Origin of the sequence: Streptomyces sp. ISL-36 (assembly GCF_018614205.1) — a bacterium.
In the GTDB taxonomy this organism is placed as follows: Bacteria; Actinomycetota; Actinomycetes; order Streptomycetales; family Streptomycetaceae; genus Streptomyces.
In genome coordinates this window covers 90371-108663 of record NZ_JAGGOS010000015.1, presented here as the reverse complement: position 1 = coordinate 108663, position 18293 = coordinate 90371, and the positions used below count along the sequence as shown (strand labels likewise).

The window sequence follows — 18293 nt, the reverse complement described above, 5'->3', positions numbered from 1 at the left end:
CCACGTCGGACAACGGCCCGCGCCGTCGTCGCGTCTCACTCCGCCCGGCGCCATCCGCCCGCACGGCAGCGTCAGTTGGTGGTCTCCGGCCGCGTCGACTTCTCCCACGGATAGGCGGCCCGGCGCGGATCGCGCGCCGTGATCGCCGGCGGCGGCTGCCGGTCCCGGCCCGCCGCCCCGTCCCGACCTCGGTCCTGGGCCGGGCCCCGGCCCTGGCCTCGGTCCTCGGACTCCGCCTGCCCCCGCTCGGCCCCCGGCGCCGCCGCGCCCGCCTCGGGCCAGGAGAAGTCGCCCGACGCGGAGCTCTGGTCAGTCCCTCCCGACCAGTGACGCAGTGCGCCCGCCTCCATGTCGATCTGCGCGCTCAGCGAGGAGAGGTCGTCCTCCGCGAACTTCCGCGCCCGGTCCCTGGCCGCCCACCGCAGCGAGTCGGCCGAGTGCGTGATGCGCTCGGTGCGCTCCCGCAGTTCGGTGAGGTGTGCGGCCACCCTCGCCCGGTCGGGATCCCGCTCCAGTCGCTTGAGGTCCTCGTCCAGCTCCTGCCCGTGGGCGCTGAGCCGGCGGAACAGATCGAGCGTCTCCTTCAGCGAGGCGTCCTCGGCGACGCCCGCCTGCAGGGCGTCCTGCGTCGCACGCATCGAGGTGCGCAGCGAGAGCCGCAACTGGGCCAGCTCGCCGGAGACCCCGCCCTGCCCGTAGCTCTTGGCGCGCAGCGTGGTGTCCTCGACCGTGCGCCGGGCCTGTGTGATCGTGCGGTCGACACCGCGCTTGGCGGCCTTGACCACCTTCACGGCCGCGTACACCCCCAACGCCACGAAGGCGAAGAAGAGCAGCGCCATGATCAAAATCGCGGCTTCTCCCATGAGTGCCCCTCCGGCGTGGGTCGAGTCCTCGGCATTCGAGTTCCCTCGGTTGTGGTTCCTCCACCGTAAACGGAACGGGCAGGCCGAGGGTTCCATCGGAACCCCCAACCTGCCCGTAGGGGAAACCCCTCATGCCTCGCTAGCCGGCGACGATGTTGACCAGCTTCGGCGCGCGCACGATCACCTTGCGGATCTGCGCGCCGCCCAGCGCCGCGACGACGCTCGCGTCACCCAGCGCCAGCGCCTCCAGCTCCGCGTCCGTGATGGACGGCGAGACCTCCAGCCGCGCCTTGACCTTGCCCTTGATCTGCACGACGCAGGTCACGGTCTCGTCCACGACGTACGCCGGGTCGGCGACGGGGAAGTCCTGGTGGACGACCGAGTCGGTGTGCCCCAGCCGGCGCCACAGCTCCTCGGCGATGTGCGGGGCCAGCGGCGCCACCAGCAGCACCAGCTGCTCGGCGACGGACCGCGACACCGCACCGCCCGACTTCGTCAGGTGGTTGTTCAGCTCCGTGACCTTGGCGATGGCGGTGTTGAAGCGCATCGCGGCCATGTCCTGCGAGACGCCGTCGATCGCCTTGTGCAGGGCGCGCAGCGTGTCCTCGTCGGGCGCGGTGTCGACGACCGTGACCTCGCCGGTCGACTCGTCGACGATGTTGCGCCACAGCCGCTGCAGCAGCCGGTACTGGCCGACCACCGCGCGCGTGTCCCACGGGCGGGAGACGTCCAGCGGGCCCATCGCCATCTCGTACAGGCGCAGGGTGTCGGCACCGTACTCGGCGCAGATCTCGTCCGGGGTGACGGCGTTCTTCAGGGACTTGCCCATCTTGCCCAGGACACGGCTGACCTTCTCGCCCTGGTACCAGAAGCCGCCGTCGCGCTCCTCGACCTCGGCCGCCGGTACGGCGATGCCGCGCGCGTCCCGGTAGACGAAGGCCTGGATCATGCCCTGGTTGTACAGCTTGTGGAACGGCTCGGCCGACGAGACGTGCCCCAGGTCGAACAGCACCTTGGACCAGAACCGCGCGTACAGCAGGTGCAGTACGGCGTGCTCCGCGCCGCCGACGTACAGGTCGACGCCACCGGTCGGCATGCCCTCGCGCGGGCCCATCCAGTACTGCTCGATGGCCGGGTCGACCAGCTTCTGGTCGTTGTGCGGGTCCAGGTAACGCAGCTCGTACCAGCAGGAACCGGCCCAGTTGGGCATGGTGTTGGTCTCGCGGCGGTACTTCTTCGGTCCGTCGCCCAGGTCCAGGGTGACGTTGACCCAGTCCTCGTTGCGGGACAGCGGCGTCTCGGGCTGGGTGTCGGCGTCGTCCGGGTCGAAGGTGCGGGGCGAGTAGTCGTCGACCTCCGGCAGCTCCAGCGGCAGCATGGACTCGGGCAGCGAGTGCGCGATGCCGTCCTCGTCGTAGACGATCGGGAAGGGCTCGCCCCAGTAGCGCTGACGGCTGAACAGCCAGTCGCGCAGCCGGAAGTTGACGGTGCCCTCGCCGATGCCGCGCTCGGCCAGCCAGGCGGTGATCCTCTCCTTGGCGTCGACGACGCCCAGGCCGTCCAGCGTCACGTCCTCGTTCGAGGAGTTGACCAGCTTCGCCTCGTACGAGGAGAAGGCGTCGTCCCACGTCGACGGGTCGGTGCCGCGGTCGTCCGAGGGCTCGACGACACAGCGCATCGGCAGTTCGAAGGCGCGCGCGAAGGCGAAGTCGCGGGTGTCGTGCGCCGGGACGGCCATGATGGCGCCGGTGCCGTAGCCCATCAGGACGTAGTCGGCGATGAAGACCGGGACCTTGTCGCCGCTGACCGGGTTGGTCGCGTACGCGCCGGTGAAGACACCGGTCTTGTCCTTGGCCTCGGCCTGCCGCTCGACGTCGGACTTGGAGGCGGCCTGCTTGCGGTACGCGGCGACGGCCTCGGCCGGGGTGGCGTGGCCGCCCGTCCACACGTCGTGCGTGCCGGCGGGCCACGCGTCCGGGACGATCTTCTCGACCAGGTCGTGCTCCGGGGCCAGCACCATGTAGGTGGCGCCGAACAGCGTGTCCTGGCGGGTGGTGAAGACGGTGATCGCGCCGGCCTCGCCGACCTGGAAGTCGACGCGGGCGCCCTCGGAGCGGCCGATCCAGTTCCGCTGCTGCAGCTTGATGGCCTCGGGCCAGTCCAGCGCGTCCAGGTCGTCCAGCAGGCGGTCCGCGTAGGCGGTGATGCGCATGTTCCACTGGCGCAGCTTGGCCTTGAAGACAGGGAAGTTGCCGCGCTCGGAGCGACCGTCGGCGGTGACCTCTTCGTTGGCCAGGACAGTGCCCAGGCCGGGGCACCAGTTGACCGGCGCGTCGGAGGCGTACGCCAGGCGGTACTCGCCCAGGACGTCGGCGCGCTCGGCGGCGTTCAGCTCGCTCCACGCGCGCGTGGAGCCGGTCACGCCGGACGCACCCGGAACCTCACGGGTGCCGTTCTCGAACTGCTCGACCAGCTCGGCGATCGGACGGGCCTTCTTCGCCTCGTCGTCGTACCAGGAGTTGAAGATCTGCAGGAAGATCCACTGCGTCCACTTGTAGTACTCCGGGTCGATCGTGGCGAACGACCGGCGCTTGTCGTGGCCCAGGCCCAGCCGGCGCAGCTGGACCTTCATGTTCTCCATGTTGGCCTCGGTGGACACGCGCGGGTGCGTGCCCGTCTGCACGGCGTACTGCTCGGCCGGCAGGCCGAAGGCGTCGAAGCCCAGGGTGTGCAGGACGTTGTGGCCCGTCATGCGCTGGTGGCGGGCGAAGACGTCGGTGGCGATGTAGCCCAGCGGGTGGCCGACGTGCAGGCCCGCACCCGAGGGGTACGGGAACATGTCCATGATGAACTTCTTGGGACGGGCGGCGATCTCCGGATCACCCGCCAGGTCACCGGTGGGGTTCGGCGCCTCGTAGGTACCTTCGGCGTCCCAGAAATCCTGCCAGCGTGCCTCGATGTCGGCGGCCATGGCCGCCGTATAACGATGCGGGGCCGCCGTCTCGGCAGCCGAATTCATCTCGCTCATGATCCTTGAAGCTCCATCGATCGTCTCTGCCCACTGCCACGAAATGCCACGAAATGAAAAATCCCCTCGCACAGGAGGGGACGCCGCGCCGATTCCGACCGGATCTTTCATCCGTCGGGACTGATCAGCGCGGCTCGCTAAGCAGAAGGCGTACGGCACGCATGGCGTCAGGGTACCGCAGGGCCCGAGCGAGCCGCACCGACGTTCCGCCCACCGGCCCGCTGGACGCCCGAGGCGCCCGGGTTACTCCGCGTATCGCCCTTATCCAGGGCAACCCCAGAGTCAGTTAGGCGCCATGCGCCCCGTAAACGAGCAAACCACCTACCGGCCGGTATGCAGCGACCTAGCATGCGGCGCAACGGGACCGCTTATCCGCACCATTCGGAGTCGCACCCATGAACCCTCATCGCAGGAAACGCTCTTCTTCCGTCCAGCCAACCGGTATGAGCCGGCCGGTTCGAGGCGGGCTTTCGGTTGCGGCGGTGGTGATCCTTCCGCTGCTCGCCCTCGGCGGTGGCGACAGCTTCCGCGCCGCGCTCGACTTCACCACCGGCGTCCTCTCGCTGGTCTCCCTGACCGCGTCGGTCGCCTGGGGTCTGACGGCGACCGACCGTCTGCTCCTCTCCCCGCGCCATCGGCTGCTCGCCCAGGGCATCCACCGCGCCACCGCCGTCGCGTCTCTCGGCTTCCTGCTGCTGCACGGCACCGTCAAGGTCTCCCTCGGCCATGTCGGGCCTATCGGCGCGCTGATCCCCTTCGGCCTCGGCCTCACAGGGACGGCGGCCCTCATCGGCTTCGGCTCGCTCGCCGGGCTCCTGATGGTCATCGCCGCGGCGACCGGCGCGCTGCGCAGCACGCTGGCCGGCCGGAGCCGGTTCGCCGCGCGCTGGCGGCCGCTGCACATGCTGGCGTACCCGGCCTGGTGCTTCGCCCTGATCCACGGCCTGTACGCGGGCCGGCCCCCCGCCACCTGGGTCGTCGTCCTGTACTGCCTGGCGCTGGCGGCGGTCGCCGCCGCGGTCTCGCTCCGGCTGCTGCCCGCCCCGACCCAGCGCGCGCTGGTCGACCGGCTCGCGGGGCTCCTGGCGTCGCTGGAGGGCCGCACGCGGATCCCGGAGCCCGACCCGGGCGGCCCAAGCACCCCTGACGCCACCGGAGGCGTCCCGGGCGAGCGGACCGAGTGGACCGAACGGGTCGAGGGCGACGCCGGCGGCCTCGACGCCCCGACGGTCTCCGCCGAGTGGCTGGACCGCCCGACCGCACGATCCTCGCTGATCGCGCCGACGCACCTGGCCGCCGCTCCCCCGCTGCCCCAGCAGCGGCTCTACGCGCCGACGCCCCCCGCTCCACCCACCCCATCCACCCCTCCCATCCCGTCCGTCGCACCGAGCCTCTCCACCGGCTCCGGCGTCTTCCCCGCTCCGCCCGCTCCTGCCGCTCCCCCCGCTCCTGCCGCTCCTCGCGAGCCCGCCGGATCCGCCTACGCCGACACCGGGCCCCGCTCCGCCGCTCCCGTCGGCACCCCCCGCTCCGCCGGCTTCTCCGCCGCCTACCGCGCGGTGTCACGCGCCGCCCCGGCCCCTGGCCCCACCCCCCACCGCACCGACGGCGACATCCCGCTCGCCGAGCGCATCCCGCTGACCGAGGAGCTTCCCGTCGTCCCCGACCCCTCCCCCCGTCCCGGCTACTGGCCCGCCCCCTCGCCCCCCATGCCGACGTACTCCAGCCCGCCCCCCGCGGGTGAACCGTGGACCACTCCCGCAGGAGACCGCCCGTGAACGCCCCGCTCCCCGATGTCCCCGAGGTCCGCGTGGTCGGTCTGCCACAGCTCACCCAGGGCTTCGACCTGGTCGAGCGCCTCGGTCTCGCCATGCACATGAAGGTGCACGGGCCCCTGGAACCGATGAGCGGCGATCGGCTCGCCCAACTCGCCGACGAGATATTCCTCCGCGGGCGCGGCGGTGCCGGATTTCCCTTCGGCCGCAAGCTCAGGGCCGTCGGCGAGGCGGCGATCCGCCGGGGAGTACGTCCCGTCGTGGTGGTCAACGGCAGCGAGGGCGAACCCGCCTGCCGCAAGGACACGGTCCTGCTCAACCGCGCCCCGCACCTGATCCTGGACGGGGCCCTGCTGGCGGCGGAGGCGCTCGGCGCCCGGACACTGATCGTGGCCGTGACCCGTAACTCCACGGAGATCTCCATCCGGTCGGCGCTCGCCGAGCGGGGCCTGTCCGACCGGCGTGGACAGGCGCTGCGCGCGCGTGTCGTCCGTACCCCCGAGCGGATGGTCTCCGGAGAGGCGTCCGCGGTGATCCGCGCGGCCGGCGGCGGACCCGCGCTGCCGCCCGGCCGTCGGGAGCGCGCCGCCGAGTCGGGCGTGGGAGGCGCACCGACACTGCTCTCCAACGCCGAGACGTTCGCGCAGCTGGCCGTCGCCGCCCGGATCGGTCCCCGCCGCTACGGCCACACGGGGCTGGAGTCCGAGCCCGGCACCGTCCTGCTGACGCTCTCGGGGGCCGTCGCCCGCCCCATGGTGGTCGAGGTCCCGACAGGGGTCCCGCTGCGGTACGTGCTCCAGCTGGCCGGGGCCCCTCCGCTCCCCCAGGGCGTCCTCACGGGCGGCTACCACGGCAACTGGATCGACTCGACGGCCGTCCACGACGCCGTCGTCTCACGTGCGTCCCTGGCGGCCGTCGGCGGGTCCCTCGGCGCCGGGGCGATCCTGCCGATCGGCCCGGAGACTTGCCCGCTCGGCGAGTCGCTGAGGGTGGCGAGCTGGCTGGCGGCGGAGACGGCCGGCCAGTGCGGCCCGTGCCGGCTCGGCCTTCCCGCGGCGGCCGGCGGTCTGTCGGACGTGCTGAACGGCGGGGGCCCGGCGGCGCTGGAGGCGCTGCGGGAGGTGACGCAGGCCGTGAAGGGCCGGGGCGCGTGCAAGCATCCCGACGGTTCGGCGCGCTTCTTCGCGTCGACCCTCTCGGCCTTCACGGACGATCTGGCCGCTCATGTCCTCGACGGTGGCTGCGGGCGCCCGACCAGAGGGGTGCTGCCGCTGCCCGCGCCCGGCTACCAGGACGCGGAGGAGTCGATTCCGAGCGGCGAGAAGCTGGCGGTCGACTGGACGCTGTGCCAGGGACACGGGCTGTGCGCGGACATCGTGCCGGAGCTGATCAGGCTGGGCCCCGACGGCTACCCGGCGCTCGCCGACGCCTCCGTGCCGATGCATCTGCGAGGGCGTGCGCAGCGGGCCGTGCGCCGCTGTCCCGCGCTGGCGCTCCGGATCGAGCAGCCGCCCATGGACCGTCCGGCGCTGCCGCCGGGCACGGGCCGCAAGGCGCTGGACAGCGGCAGGGGTTGATCCGCCTTCGGACGGGTCCGCGGTCGGGCTGATCTCTCGCGGGCCTCACCGGCCTCACGGGCTTCATGGGCTTCATGGGCCTCAGGGACCGCGCCGACCTCGCCGACCCAGCCGACCCAGCCGCCCCAGGCAGCCCAACCGTAGAAACGAAGAAGCGGATCATCCGATTCGGATGATCCGCTTCTGCCTTCTGTGGAGCTAAGGAGAATTGAACTCCTGACCTCCTGCATGCCATGCAGGCGCTCTACCAACTGAGCTATAGCCCCTTGCTGTCCGCCCCGTTCGGGTTTCCCCCGCGGCGACAGACAGAACATTAACCGGCTCCCCGGGGGATCACCAAATCGTTTCCCTGCCGGTCGGAGGCAGGCAGGTAGGGTCCCCCTCTGTGACCGTGTCCGTGCTCGCCCGAACCCGCGCCCGCCAGTGGCCCCTCGCCACCGCCGCGGCGACCTGCCTCCTGTCGTTCATAGCCTTTTGGGTGGCGCAACGCCTCGCCCACGTGAACATGCTCGACGTGATGGTCTACCGGGCCGAGGGGGAGACGGTCCGCGCGGGCGGCGACCTCTACGCGATGCGCGCCACCTCGGCGAACCTCGCCATGACCTATCCACCGTTGGCGGGGCTGCTGTTCGTCCCGCTGACCTTCGTGGGTGTCCCGCTGATGCGGACGCTGACGACCGCCGGGAACCTCCTCCTCGTGGTCGCGCTGGTCCAGCTCTCCGTGCAGCTGGTCCGCCCGTCCCTCTCCCGCACCCAGCTGTGGCGCACCACCCTCTGGGTGGCGGCGATCGTGGTCTGGTGCGAGCCGGTGTGGACGACGCTGCGGTACGGGCAGATCAATCTGCTCATCGCGGTGGCGGTGCTGTGGGACTTCACTCGTCGTGAGGGACACCGCTGGGCGGGCGTGGGCATCGGGCTGGCCACTGCGGTGAAGCTCACACCGGGGCTCTTCGTCGTTCTGGTCCTGGCCGCCGGCCTGCTTCTGTGGCGCCGGGAGAAGGGCTGGAACCAGTGGCTCCGCACGGCTGCCACGGCGACCGCGGCGTTCCTGGGAGCGACTCTGGCCAGTGCGTTGATCCTGCCGCGCGACTCCATGCACTTCTGGACCGAGACGCTCTTCGAGACGGGCCGGGTCGGGTTCGCCGAGGAGACCGCCAACCAGTCGCTGCGCGGGGTGCTGGCCAGGCTGATGCACACCGACGACCCGGGCATGTGGTGGGCGGTGGCCGCGGCCCTCCTCGGCGGCGCGGCGATGGTGGTCGCGGTACGGGCCGCGCTGCGCGGGGACAGGGCGGTGTCCGTGATCGTCTGTGCCGTGACGGCGCTGATGATCAGCCCGATCTCCTGGTCCCATCACTGGGTGTGGTGCGTGCCGCTGCTCGTCCTGCTCGTGGACCGCCGCGACCGCGTGCGGCCCGACTGGGCGGTGGCCGCGGTGGCGCTGGTCTTCGCCTCGTTCGCGCTGTGGTGGGTGCCGCACGACCCGGGGCGCCCCGAACTCGACCAGAACGCCGGACAGATGTTGCTCTCGGCGGTCTATCCGCTGACGGCGACAGCGCTCTTCCTCGGGTACGCGCTCACGCGACGGCGTCAGGCCGTGGCGAAGGAGTAGAACCGCTTGAGGGCGCAGTGTTCGTCGAGGAGCCGGCCGTAGATCGGCTCGCCCTCCAGCTCGCGGTACGTCTCGATCGGGTCGCCTTTTATGATCAGCGCCCGCGCGCACTCCTCGCACCAGTACTGGTACTCGGTGTTGACCGGGTCCATGTCCCGGACAATGGGCGTACCACTGCCGCACCAGTCGCACTTCCGCCTGTGTGCACCCATCACTCAGCTCCAGCTGTGGCCGCAGGACGTGCACACATAGGACACCCCACCGTTGTCGCCGAGCACTTGGGCGACATGGGCCGAACCGCACGCGGGGCAGTCGAGCCGCCCTCGCGTCCCCTCGACCGGCGTGAGGTGATCGGTGGGCTCGGCGACGGCATGGGCGACGGCATCGGCCTCGGTTTCGGCATCCTCGGCACGGCTCGCGGCCATCGCACACTCCCTCCCGTCCGGACCCTCGTTCCCCTCCGGCCGTCCGATTCTGCCATGGCCCCGCAAGGGGGTCAGCGGGCTCGGCGTACCAGGCCGGTCGATGCGCCCAAGATCGAAGCGGCGGCGAGGGCGAGGGCGCACCTCCACAGCGCTTCGCCAGAGGCATGCGCCCCTGGCGCATGCAGTCCTCCGAGGAAGAGCGTGCCGAAGGACGCGACGCCGATCAGCTGGCCGAGCTGGGTGACGGTGGCGAGCAGTCCGCTGGCGTCGGCGGCGTCCTCGGGCCGTACGGTGGCGAGCGCGCCGGTCAGCGCTGGGCTGAACGCGAGCGAGAGGCCCGCGCCCATGCAGGCGAGCGCAAGGTGGAGCCCCCAGCCGCCGGTGCCGCCGTCCCGGAGGACCCCGCCCATGGCCACGGAGGCGGCCGCGGCGAGCAGGAAACCGCCGGGGATCAGGAACCGCTGGACGCGGACCGGCAGGCGCCGCCAGGTCAGGCCGACCACACCGAAGACCACGGCGGCCGGTGCGAAGGTCAGTCCGGCGCGCAGGGCGCTGTGCCCGAGTCCGCCCTGCAGATGCAGGGTGAGGCCGAAGAGGAAGCCGGCGTTGACGGCCATCGCCAGGGCGATCCGCAGCGCGGCCCGGCCGATGCCCGGGACGCGCAGGACGCGAGGGGCGATCAGCGGGGCGCCGCCGTGGCGGGCGAGCCGGGACTCGTAGGCACCGAAGGTGACGAAGACCACGGCCGAGGCCGCGAGCGAGATCCAGGACCACCGCGGCCAGTCCTGCTCCTGTCCGAGGACCAGGGGGACGGTGAGGAGCGAGACGGCGAGGGCGAGCAGGACCAACCCGGGCAGGTCGAGGGAGCGGCCGCGCCCGGCTGCCGTGCGGCCGTGCCCGGGCCCGATGCGTCCGCTCCCGGGCCCGAGGCGGGCGGGCTCGGGCACGGTGAGGGCGGGCTCGGGCACGGTGAGGGCGGGCTCGGGCACGGTGAGGGCGTCCCGCGGGAGCACCTTCGCCCCCAGTGCCAGCAGGACGAGACCGATGGGCATGTTGACCAGGAAGACCGGTCGCCAGCCGGTGCCGAAGAGATCCGCGCTGACGAGGATGCCGCCGACGACTTGGCCGGCCGCGGCGCCGGTGGCGAGGACGGCGGAGTACGCGCTCAGCGCCCGGGCCCGGCCCTCGCCGGTGAAGTTCCGCTGGATGAGGCTGAGCACCTGCGGGATCATCAGGGCCGCTCCGGCGCCCTGGACCAGTCGGAAGGTGATCAACTGGCCGGTGCCCGCCGCCAGTCCGCAGGCGAGCGAGGCCACCGTGAAGACGGCGAGCCCGCCGAGGTACAGCCGGCGGTGCCCGATCCGGTCGCCCAGCCGGGCGCCGGTGATCAGCAGCACCGCGTAGGCGATGGTGTATCCGGCGATCACGAGCTGAAGTCCCGCCCCGGACGCGGACAGTTCGGTACGGATGGTGGGGGCGGCGACATTGACGATGAAGACGTCGAGCAGGGCCATGAACTGCGCGGCGAGCACCACGCCGAGGAGGAGTCCGGGCCGGTTGTCGGTGCCACCGTCTTTACTGAGTGCGGGACGTGTCGAGGTCGTCGTCATGGCCAGAAGCGTGACGGCGACTCGATACGGGTAACGAGAGCCCGCTGATGCTGGTACTGACACCACCTGGCAACGGCGGCACGGGGACTCGACCATGGGGGTGTGACGACATTGGCAGCACCGGCACAAGGGCGCCGCAGGCCCGAACTGGCCGCCTTTCTGCGCAGCCGCCGGGCCCGGGTGACTCCGGAGGACGTGGGCATGCCACCGGGCCTGCGCCGCCGTACACCCGGCCTGCGCCGCGAGGAGGTCGCCCAGCTCTCCGGCGTCGGCGTGACCTGGTACACCTGGCTGGAACAGGGTCGCCCGATCAACGCCTCGGCCCAGGTCCTCGACGCGGTGGCGCGCACGTTACGGCTCGACCGGCCCGAGCGCGAGCATCTCTACCACCTGGCCCAGGTGCCGTACGCGCCGGACCGGGCGGCCGCGGACGTGGAGGTGGTCAGCCCGGAGATCCAGGGAATCCTGGACGCGCTGGACCCGCACCCCGCCGTGGTCTACAACGCCCGCTACGACGTCCTCGCGACCAACTCGACGTACGAGAAGCTCTTCCTGGCCGACCGCCGCCAGTCGGACGGTAGCCCGCTCGGCATACGTAATGTGCTGTGGACTTTCTTCACGCTCCCCGAGCCCTCCTGCCCGGTGGTCAACCGGCGGCTGGAGCTGCCGCTGATGGTGGCCCAGATGCGCGGCGCGTACGGACGGCATGTGGGCGAGCCCTCCTGGGAGGCGTTCGTCCGACGGCTCTCGGAGGCCAGCCCCGACTTCGCCCGGCTGTGGCGGAGCGGCGACGTGGTGCCGCCGGGGACGCGGGTGAAGACCTTCCGGCACGACCTGGTGGGCGAGGTCAGGATGACCTCGGTGTCGCTCTCCATCAACGGGATGCCGGAATGCCGGATCGTGACGTACACGCCGAACGACGAGGAGAGCCGCCGCGCGATCGAGACCCTGCGCGAGAAGAAGAGGTGACAGAACGACGAATCCCGCCCCCTGGGGGGACGGGATTCGGTGACCGTGGAGCTAAGGAGAATTGAACTCCTGACCTCCTGCATGCCATGCAGGCGCTCTACCAACTGAGCTATAGCCCCTCGTGTTCTTCGCGCTCCGCGCTGCGAACAAGAAGAACTTTAGCCTGTGAGCTGCCGGAAAGTGAAATCCGGGCCGACGGGCGGCTCAGTCGTCGTCGCCGAGGACCGGTTCGGGCAGCGTGCCGGCGTTGTGCTCGAGCAGCCGCCAGCCGCGGGCGCCCTCGCCGAGGACGGACCAGCAGCAGTTCGAGAGCCCGCCCAGCCCCTCCCAGTGATGCGCCTCCAGGCCGAGGAGCCGGCCGATGGTGGTGCGGATCGTCCCGCCGTGGCTCACCACCACGAGCGTGCCGTCGATGGGCAGCTTCTCGGCGTGCTCCAGGACCACCGGGGCGGCCCGGTCGGCGACCTCGGTCTCCAGTTCGCCGCCGCCCCGGCGCACGGGCTCGCCGCGCTTCCACGCGGCGTACTGCTCGCCGTACCGCCCGACGATCTCCTCGTGCGTCAGCCCCTGCCACTCCCCCGCGTACGTCTCACGCAGGGCGGAGTCGTACGCGACGGTGTGGCCGGTGAGGGCGGCGAGCTCGCCGGCGGTGGCCGCCGCCCGCTTCAGGTCGGAGGCGATGATCGCGTCCGGCTTGAGCGAGGCGAGCAGCCGTGCGGACCGGCGCGCCTGGGCGACGCCGGTCTCGGTCAGCTCGATGTCCGTGGATCCCTGGAAGCGGCGCTCCAGGTTCCAGGACGTCTGGCCGTGACGCCACAGCACGATACGGCGGCCGCTGCCACCCCCGGTGGTGCTCAGCTCAGCTCACCGTCCGTGTCGTCGGCGGCGCCGGTCAGCGCGGCGTGCTCGGCGGCCTTGCCGCGGGTCTTCAGGGCGTCCTCGGGGAGTGGCAGCTCGGGGCAGTCCTTCCACAGCCGCTCCAGAGCGTAGAAGACCCGCTCCTCGCTGTGCTGGACGTGGACGACGATGTCGACGTAGTCCAGGAGGATCCACCGGGCGTCCCGGTCGCCCTCGCGGCGCACGGGCTTGGCGCCGAGCTCCTTGTTGAGCCGCTCCTCGATCTCGTCGACGATCGACTTGACCTGGCGGTCGTTGGGCGCGGAGGCGAGCAGGAAGGCGTCGGTGATCGACAGCACATCACTGACGTCGTACGCGATGATGTCGTGCGCGAGCCGGTCGGCCGCCGCCTGGGCGGCGGCGTTGACGAGCTCGATGGAGCGATCCGTGGCGGTCACAAGCAGGCTTTCGTCGGCGGTCAGAGACACCTCAAGGGTCTCACGTACCGCCGACGGTCCCGTAAACCATGAGAGCGAGGTCACTCCTGGGCGCCGGGGATCTTGTAATCCTCGCCCAGGACCACCGTGACATCGGCGTTCGCGGCGGCCTTGCCCTTCTTGACCGAGCCGTCCGGCAGGCCCAGGGTCTTGGCCACCTCGACCGCGGTCGCCTTCTGGGCGTCGGCACCGTAGAGGACCTGCGAGGTCTCCTCGGTGTCCGCCTTCGCGCCGCCCACGAAGGCGTAGCCCCCGTTGACCAGGACGATCCGGGCCGCTTCGGTCGCGTCCTCGCCGGTGGCGTCCCGGATCGAGACGCGGGGCGCCTCGCCCTTCTCGGGCGCACTGACCTTTCCGCCGAGGATGTCCTTGACCACACTGTCGGCGGCGCCCTCGCTCAGCGAGCCGTCCTGCTGCACCGGGAGCATCGCCGTCTTGTAGTCGCCGCCCTTGGCGTGCTCGGCGAGCTTCGCGAGCGAGGCGCCGAGGTCCTTCTCGGGGAGGGAGGGGTCGAGGATCTGGGCGAGCGTCTCGACCGTGACGGTGGCCGCCTTGGGGTCGTCGGACATCTTCCGCAGCACGCCGTAGAGGACCTGGCCGAAGCGCTGGAGCTGCTTGGCCTCGGACTCGCCGGGCGCGCGGTAGGTGGCGTAGGCGACGGCGGCCCGGCCGTTGAGCGTCTGGTTCTCGCCCTTGGTGACGAGCGGCGCCTCGCCCTTCTTGGCGGCGGGCACCTCGACGTCGGTGGTGATGTCGATGTTGCTGACGAGCTCGACCAGGTTCTCCAGGTAAGGGGTGTCGAGACGCCAGGTGCCGGTGATCTTGGTGCCGAGGAGGTTGCCGATGGCCTCGCGGGTGCCGCTGGAGCCGTCGTCCTCGACGGACTTGGCGAGTGTGGTCGCGGAGCCGTCGTCGTTGGCGACGGTGAGCGCGTTGGGGAGCAGGACGGTGGTGCCCTGCTTGGTCGTGGTGTTGTCCACCAGCAGGGCGGTGGAGGTGCCGCCGCCCTTGGTGTCGTGGAGATGGACCACGATCGTGTCGCGCTTCTGCGGGCCGGTCGCGGTGTCCTGCTTCTGCTCGTCGCCGGCCGTGCCGGGGAGCTTGCCGGCCGACCAGAGGTAGCCGACCCCGCCGACCGCGGCGAGGACGAGGACGACGACCAGGGCGATGATCCGGTTGCGGCCGCGGCGCTTGGCCTCCTCGCGCCGCTCGGAGCGGCTCTCGGTGAACTTCAGCCAGTCGATGACGTCTTCGGAGTCCTCGTCGGGCTCCTCGATGAACGAGAACTGCTCGGTGCGGTAGTCCCGCGCGTCGCCATCGCCGTCGCCGCCGTCGCCTCCCTTCTCCGGCGCGGGGCGCTGGCCCGGCACACCGGCCGGGGCGGCCACCGGGGCGGGGGCGGGTTCGGCCCGCACGGCCCACTGCTGCCCGGTCTGCTGCTGACCGCTGTGCTGCTGCGCCGCGTCCTGCTGACCGGTGTCGTAGGGCGCGTAGCCGTACCCCTGCTGCTGTTGCTGCTGCTGCTGCTGCTGGGCGTACGGGTCGTACGACTGCTGCTGCTGGGACTGCTGGGACTGGTGGGACTGCTGGGGCTGGTGCTGGATCGGCTGCCCGTAGGCGTCGTAGCCGTAGCCCTGCTGCTGGACGTGGTGCTGCTGGGCCGGCTGCTGCTGCGCGTACGGGTCGTACGGCTGCTGCGCCTGAGGCGGGACCTGCTGGTACACCGGCTGCCCGTACTCGTCGTAGCCGATGATCTGCGGCTGCGGATAGTACGGGTCGTACGGGTTGTGCTGATCGTTCACCGGTGCCCCTCTCCGAGGCTCACTCGCCGCGGTACAACTGGCGCTTGTCGATGTAGCGCACCACACCGTCCGGCACCAAATACCAGACCGGGTCGCCCTGTGCGACCCTCAGTCGGCAGTCGGTGGAGGAGATGGCGAGCGCGGGCACCTCGACCAGCGAGACCCCGCCCTTGGGCAGACCGTCGTCCGTGAGGTCGTGGCCCGGCCGGGTGACGCCGATGAAGTGGGCGAGCGAGAAGAGCTCCTCGGCGTCGCGCCACGTGAGGATCTGCGACAGCGCGTCGGCCCCGGTGATGAAGAAGAGGTCCGAGTCGCTGTTGAGGGAGCGCAGGTCCCGCAGGGTGTCGATGGTGTACGTGGGTCCGCCGCGGTCGATGTCGATACGACTGACCGAGAACTGCGGATTCGACGCGGTGGCGATGACCGTCATCAGATAGCGGTCCTCGGCCGCGGAGACGGCCTTGTGGCTCTTCTGCCAAGGCTGTCCGGTCGGCACGAACACCACCTCGTCGAGGTGGAACAGAGCGGCCACCTCACTGGCGGCCACCAGGTGTCCGTGGTGGATCGGGTCGAACGTCCCACCCATCACGCCGAGTCGGCGCTTGCCGCGACTGCCAGTAGGCACTTCCTGCTCTCCCATGCGTGCAGAGCCTACTGGCACCGCGGCGAACGCCTGATCGGCGGTCGCCGGCTCAGCGGTCGCGGTTGAAGCGGGTGGTGATCCACAGCAGGAGGAGGAGCGCACCGAGCGCACCGAAACCGGTGAGGTAGGGGCTGAGGCTTTCGTGGTTGCCGCCGTGCTCGGCGCCCTCGGCGAGCGAGACCAGGTTGGCGGCGGTGCTGTGGAGGCTCATCTTCGGCAGGACCTATCGATCGGGGATGGGAGCGAGACTTCGCGCACATCGTATGCGGGCCGTCCGGGCACGCTCACGCCGACTCAGTCGTTGGCGTTGATGTTCCACGCTGCCCGAGTTGTCCACAGGCTCCGGCACACGTCGGTCCCAGCGCCTAGGCTGGGATGCGTCAGGGGGACGAGCAAGGTCTCGTACGAACAGGGGGCATCCATGACCGAGAAGACCGACAACGGAAACGGGAACGTGCCGAGCAGGCAGCGCAAGCGCTTCCCCGGCATCTCCTCACGGGCCTACGAGCACCCGGCCGACCGATCGGCGCTCGTCGCGCTGCGCAGGCTGACCGGATTCGACACGGTCTTCAAGGCACTCAGCGGGCTGCTGCCCGAGCGCAGCCTGCGGCTGCTCTTCCTCTCCGACTCCGTACGGGTGAGCGACGCCCAGTTCACGCACCTCAACGACATGCTGAGGGACGCGTGTTACATCCTGGACCTGGAGAAGGTCCCTCCGATGTACGTCACCCAGGACCCGAACCCGAACGCGATGTGCATCGGCCTGGACGAGCCGATCATCGTGGTCACCACCGGCCTCGTGGAGCTGCTCGACGAGGAGGAGATGCGGGCGGTCGTCGGCCATGAGGTGGGCCACGCCCTCTCCGGTCACTCCGTGTACCGCACGATCCTGCTCTTCCTCACCAACCTCGCCCTGAAGGTCGCCTGGATCCCGCTGGGCAATGTGGCGATCATGGCGATCGTGACGGCGCTGCGGGAGTGGTTCCGCAAGTCGGAGCTCTCGGCCGACCGGGCTGGGCTGCTGGTGGGGCAGGACCTGCAGGCCTCGATGCGCGGTCTGATGAAGATCGCCGGTGGCAACCATCTGCACGAGATGAACGTGGACGCGTTCCTCGCCCAGGCCGACGAGTACGAGAAGGGCGGCGACCTGCGGGACTCCGTCCTCAAGATCCTCAATGTGCTGCCGCGCTCGCACCCGTTCGCCACCGTCCGGGCGGCCGAGCTGAAGAAGTGGTCCGAGAGCCGCGACTACCAGCGGATCATGGACGGGCACTACCCGCGGCGCTCGGAGGACAAGGACACCTCGGTGGCCGACTCCTTCCGCGAGTCGGCGGGGCACTACGCCGACTCGGTGCGCACCAGCAAGGATCCCCTGATGAAGCTGGTCGGCGACATAGCCGGTGGTGCCGGCGACCTGGCGGGCGACCTGGGCGGGAAGCTGCGCAGCCGGTTCGGCGGCGGGTCCTCGCGGGGCGACGACGGGAACACCGGCGGTACGGCCGGGGACGGCGACGGCGACGGCGGCGAGAGCGGGAGTGGCGGCCGGGACGGTCAGAGCGAGGGCTGAGCGCCCGGGTCGAGGGCTCCGCAGAGCGAGGAGACGGCGGGCCGGCCCGTGGCGTACGGGTCGGTGACCGCGGGGTCACCGGTGCCGGCGCCCGGGGCCCGCTCGCCCGCCAGGAGCGGGCGCAGGGAGCCGCTGGTGTCGGCCCCGCAGGCCTGGGGACCGGCCTGGACGGCGCTGGTCAGCAGTTCGGCGCGGTGCATCCGCAGATCCTCGCGGTCGAAGCGGAAGTGGATCTGGCGGTGGACGGTGAAGAGCGATGCCTGGGCCACCGGACCCGCTCCCGAGGCGGCCGGGCGCAGGGCGTAGGTGAAGGTGTGGTCCGCGGTCACGTCGAGCGTGTCGGTGCCCGTCTCCGCGAAGCGGAGCGTGCCCTGGACGCGGGGCGAGGGGTCGGCCAGGGCCACCTCGGCCGGATCGAACCGCACCAGCCAGCCCGAGGCCGCGTGCAGGCCGTCGTCGAGCGAGGACTCGACGCTCCGGTCGAACTGCTCCAACTGGTCCGGGTCGACCAGCAGCCGCGCCGGACGGACGGTCGCTCCGGCCAGTACGTCGGGCTCCAGGGAGGAGGCCACCAGGTACTCCTTGGCGATGGTCAGGGCGGTCACGACCTGGCTCTCCGAGAAGTGGCTGGTGCGGCCGGTGGCCGGGAGGTTGATGCCGGCGGCGCCCTCCCGGTACTCCGCGGCGGGGCTGCGGGCGAAGAGCTGGGCGGGTTCGCCGCCGACCACGGGACCCCGCGGCGCCAGGGGGACCATGGTGATGCGCAGGGGTTCCGCCCGCTGGTCGGTGGGGGGCTGGTAGGGGTTGCGGACGCCCAGATAGATGGCGGTTCCGAAGGCGAGGAGGATCAGCAGCACAAGCAGGACGGCCTGACCGGAGCCGCTTCTGGTCCTGCGTGCGGGCCGGGAGCGGACGGCGTGGGAGGGCTCGCCCATCCGCTCTTCGGCGGAGAACTCCTGGAGCCGGGCAGCGCGGACGAACGACTCGTCGAAGACGACGGATCGGTACTCGTCGTCACCACCGCCGGGGTCGGGTGCCGTCCCCTCAGGCGGGTCGCCACGCCCTGCCATACCTTCAGAGTAGGTCGG

Annotated in this window: 16 protein-coding genes and 2 tRNA genes; 5 read left to right on the top strand and 13 right to left on the bottom strand. The window is 71.2% G+C overall.

The window, feature by feature from the left end; translation table 11 throughout:
• Positions 1-71: 71 nt before the first annotated feature.
• Together J7E93_RS03895 and leuS are read right to left on the bottom strand one after the other, a co-directional pair.
• A complete protein-coding gene (locus tag J7E93_RS03895) occupies positions 72-863 on the bottom strand; it encodes a hypothetical protein (RefSeq protein WP_215065802.1) in 792 nt (263 codons plus the stop codon).
• A gap of 139 nt (positions 864-1002) precedes the next feature.
• Entirely contained in the window at positions 1003-3891 is a 2889-nt protein-coding gene (gene leuS / locus J7E93_RS03890; protein WP_215065801.1) for a leucine--tRNA ligase, read from the bottom strand.
• A gap of 482 nt (positions 3892-4373) precedes the next feature.
• Here leuS and J7E93_RS03885 point away from each other — a divergent pair, with 482 nt between their 5' ends.
• Together J7E93_RS03885 and J7E93_RS03880 are read left to right on the top strand one after the other, a co-directional pair.
• Positions 4374-5669 (top strand): hypothetical protein, encoded by a 1296-nt coding sequence (locus J7E93_RS03885; RefSeq protein WP_308367709.1) that lies wholly within the window; start codon positions 4374-4376, stop codon positions 5667-5669.
• Positions 5666-7243: an NADH-quinone oxidoreductase subunit NuoF family protein gene (locus J7E93_RS03880; RefSeq protein WP_215065799.1), complete on the top strand. Its 1578-nt coding sequence runs from the start codon at positions 5666-5668 to the stop codon at positions 7241-7243. Before J7E93_RS03885 ends, J7E93_RS03880 begins: the two co-directional genes overlap by 4 nt.
• Before the next feature lie 193 nt (positions 7244-7436).
• Here the strand turns inward: J7E93_RS03880 and J7E93_RS03875 are convergent.
• A tRNA-Ala gene (locus tag J7E93_RS03875) sits at positions 7437-7509 on the bottom strand.
• A 119-nt stretch (positions 7510-7628) separates the two neighbouring features.
• Between J7E93_RS03875 and J7E93_RS03870 the strand changes: the two genes are divergently transcribed.
• Positions 7629-8855, top strand: a complete 1227-nt coding sequence (locus J7E93_RS03870; RefSeq protein ID WP_215065798.1) for a glycosyltransferase 87 family protein — start codon at positions 7629-7631, stop codon at positions 8853-8855.
• Here the strand turns inward: J7E93_RS03870 and J7E93_RS03865 are convergent.
• The 3 genes from J7E93_RS03865 to J7E93_RS03855 form a co-directional block, all read right to left on the bottom strand.
• A complete protein-coding gene (locus tag J7E93_RS03865; RefSeq protein WP_215065797.1) occupies positions 8834-9067 on the bottom strand; it encodes a hypothetical protein in 234 nt (77 codons plus the stop codon). The two genes, J7E93_RS03870 and J7E93_RS03865, sit on opposite strands and share 22 nt — an antisense overlap.
• 3 nt (positions 9068-9070) lie before the next feature.
• Positions 9071-9280 (bottom strand): hypothetical protein, encoded by a 210-nt coding sequence (locus J7E93_RS03860; protein WP_215065881.1) that lies wholly within the window; start codon positions 9278-9280, stop codon positions 9071-9073.
• A 71-nt stretch (positions 9281-9351) separates the two neighbouring features.
• Entirely contained in the window at positions 9352-10890 is a 1539-nt protein-coding gene (locus J7E93_RS03855) for an MFS transporter (RefSeq protein WP_215065796.1), read from the bottom strand.
• A 102-nt stretch (positions 10891-10992) separates the two neighbouring features.
• Here J7E93_RS03855 and J7E93_RS03850 point away from each other — a divergent pair, with 102 nt between their 5' ends.
• On the top strand, positions 10993-11859 hold the full coding sequence (locus tag J7E93_RS03850) for a helix-turn-helix transcriptional regulator (protein WP_215065795.1): 867 nt from the start codon (positions 10993-10995) through the stop codon (positions 11857-11859).
• Positions 11860-11905: 46 nt separating this feature from the next.
• On the opposite strand, the gene J7E93_RS03845 is transcribed toward J7E93_RS03850, so the two are convergent.
• The 6 genes from J7E93_RS03845 to J7E93_RS03820 all read right to left on the bottom strand — a co-directional run bounded on the left by J7E93_RS03845 (position 11906) and on the right by J7E93_RS03820 (position 15849).
• Positions 11906-11978, bottom strand: a tRNA-Ala gene (locus J7E93_RS03845).
• Between the two features lie 85 nt (positions 11979-12063).
• Positions 12064-12717 (bottom strand): histidine phosphatase family protein, encoded by a 654-nt coding sequence (locus tag J7E93_RS03840; RefSeq protein ID WP_215065869.1) that lies wholly within the window; start codon positions 12715-12717, stop codon positions 12064-12066.
• Positions 12714-13154, bottom strand: coding sequence for a ribosome silencing factor (rsfS, locus tag J7E93_RS03835; protein ID WP_215065794.1), 441 nt, complete (start codon positions 13152-13154; stop codon positions 12714-12716). Before rsfS ends, J7E93_RS03840 begins: the two co-directional genes overlap by 4 nt.
• A gap of 80 nt (positions 13155-13234) precedes the next feature.
• Complete coding sequence (locus J7E93_RS03830) at positions 13235-14995, bottom strand: LCP family protein (RefSeq protein WP_215065793.1); 1761 nt, start codon at positions 14993-14995, stop codon at positions 13235-13237.
• Between the two features lie 19 nt (positions 14996-15014).
• A complete protein-coding gene (gene nadD, locus J7E93_RS03825; RefSeq protein ID WP_215065792.1) occupies positions 15015-15635 on the bottom strand; it encodes a nicotinate-nucleotide adenylyltransferase in 621 nt (206 codons plus the stop codon).
• 52 nt (positions 15636-15687) lie between these two features.
• Complete coding sequence (locus tag J7E93_RS03820) at positions 15688-15849, bottom strand: hypothetical protein (protein ID WP_215065791.1); 162 nt, start codon at positions 15847-15849, stop codon at positions 15688-15690.
• A 210-nt stretch (positions 15850-16059) separates the two neighbouring features.
• Here J7E93_RS03820 and J7E93_RS03815 point away from each other — a divergent pair, with 210 nt between their 5' ends.
• Positions 16060-17205: a M48 family metallopeptidase gene (locus tag J7E93_RS03815; protein WP_215065790.1), complete on the top strand. Its 1146-nt coding sequence runs from the start codon at positions 16060-16062 to the stop codon at positions 17203-17205.
• On the opposite strand, the gene J7E93_RS03810 is transcribed toward J7E93_RS03815, so the two are convergent.
• Positions 17190-18275 (bottom strand): hypothetical protein, encoded by a 1086-nt coding sequence (locus J7E93_RS03810; protein ID WP_215065789.1) that lies wholly within the window; start codon positions 18273-18275, stop codon positions 17190-17192. The genes J7E93_RS03815 and J7E93_RS03810 overlap by 16 nt on opposite strands.
• Between the last annotated feature and the right edge of the window lie 18 nt (positions 18276-18293).

Excerpts from the sequence above, each read along its gene's own strand:
- J7E93_RS03895 (WP_215065802.1), bottom strand. The coding sequence starts at position 863 with ATGGGAGAAGCCGCGATTTTGATCATGGCGCTGCTCTTCTTCGCCTTC.
- leuS (WP_215065801.1), bottom strand. The coding sequence starts at position 3,891 with ATGAGCGAGATGAATTCGGCTGCCGAGACGGCGGCCCCGCATCGTTAT.
- J7E93_RS03865 (WP_215065797.1), bottom strand. The coding sequence starts at position 9,067 with ATGGGTGCACACAGGCGGAAGTGCGACTGGTGCGGCAGTGGTACGCCC.
- J7E93_RS03860 (WP_215065881.1), bottom strand. The coding sequence starts at position 9,280 with ATGGCCGCGAGCCGTGCCGAGGATGCCGAAACCGAGGCCGATGCCGTC.
- J7E93_RS03855 (WP_215065796.1), bottom strand. The coding sequence starts at position 10,890 with ATGACGACGACCTCGACACGTCCCGCACTCAGTAAAGACGGTGGCACC.
- nadD (WP_215065792.1), bottom strand. The coding sequence starts at position 15,635 with ATGGGAGAGCAGGAAGTGCCTACTGGCAGTCGCGGCAAGCGCCGACTC.
- J7E93_RS03820 (WP_215065791.1), bottom strand. The coding sequence starts at position 15,849 with ATGAGCCTCCACAGCACCGCCGCCAACCTGGTCTCGCTCGCCGAGGGC.
- J7E93_RS03815 (WP_215065790.1), top strand. The coding sequence starts at position 16,060 with ATGACCGAGAAGACCGACAACGGAAACGGGAACGTGCCGAGCAGGCAG.
- J7E93_RS03810 (WP_215065789.1), bottom strand. The coding sequence starts at position 18,275 with ATGGCAGGGCGTGGCGACCCGCCTGAGGGGACGGCACCCGACCCCGGC.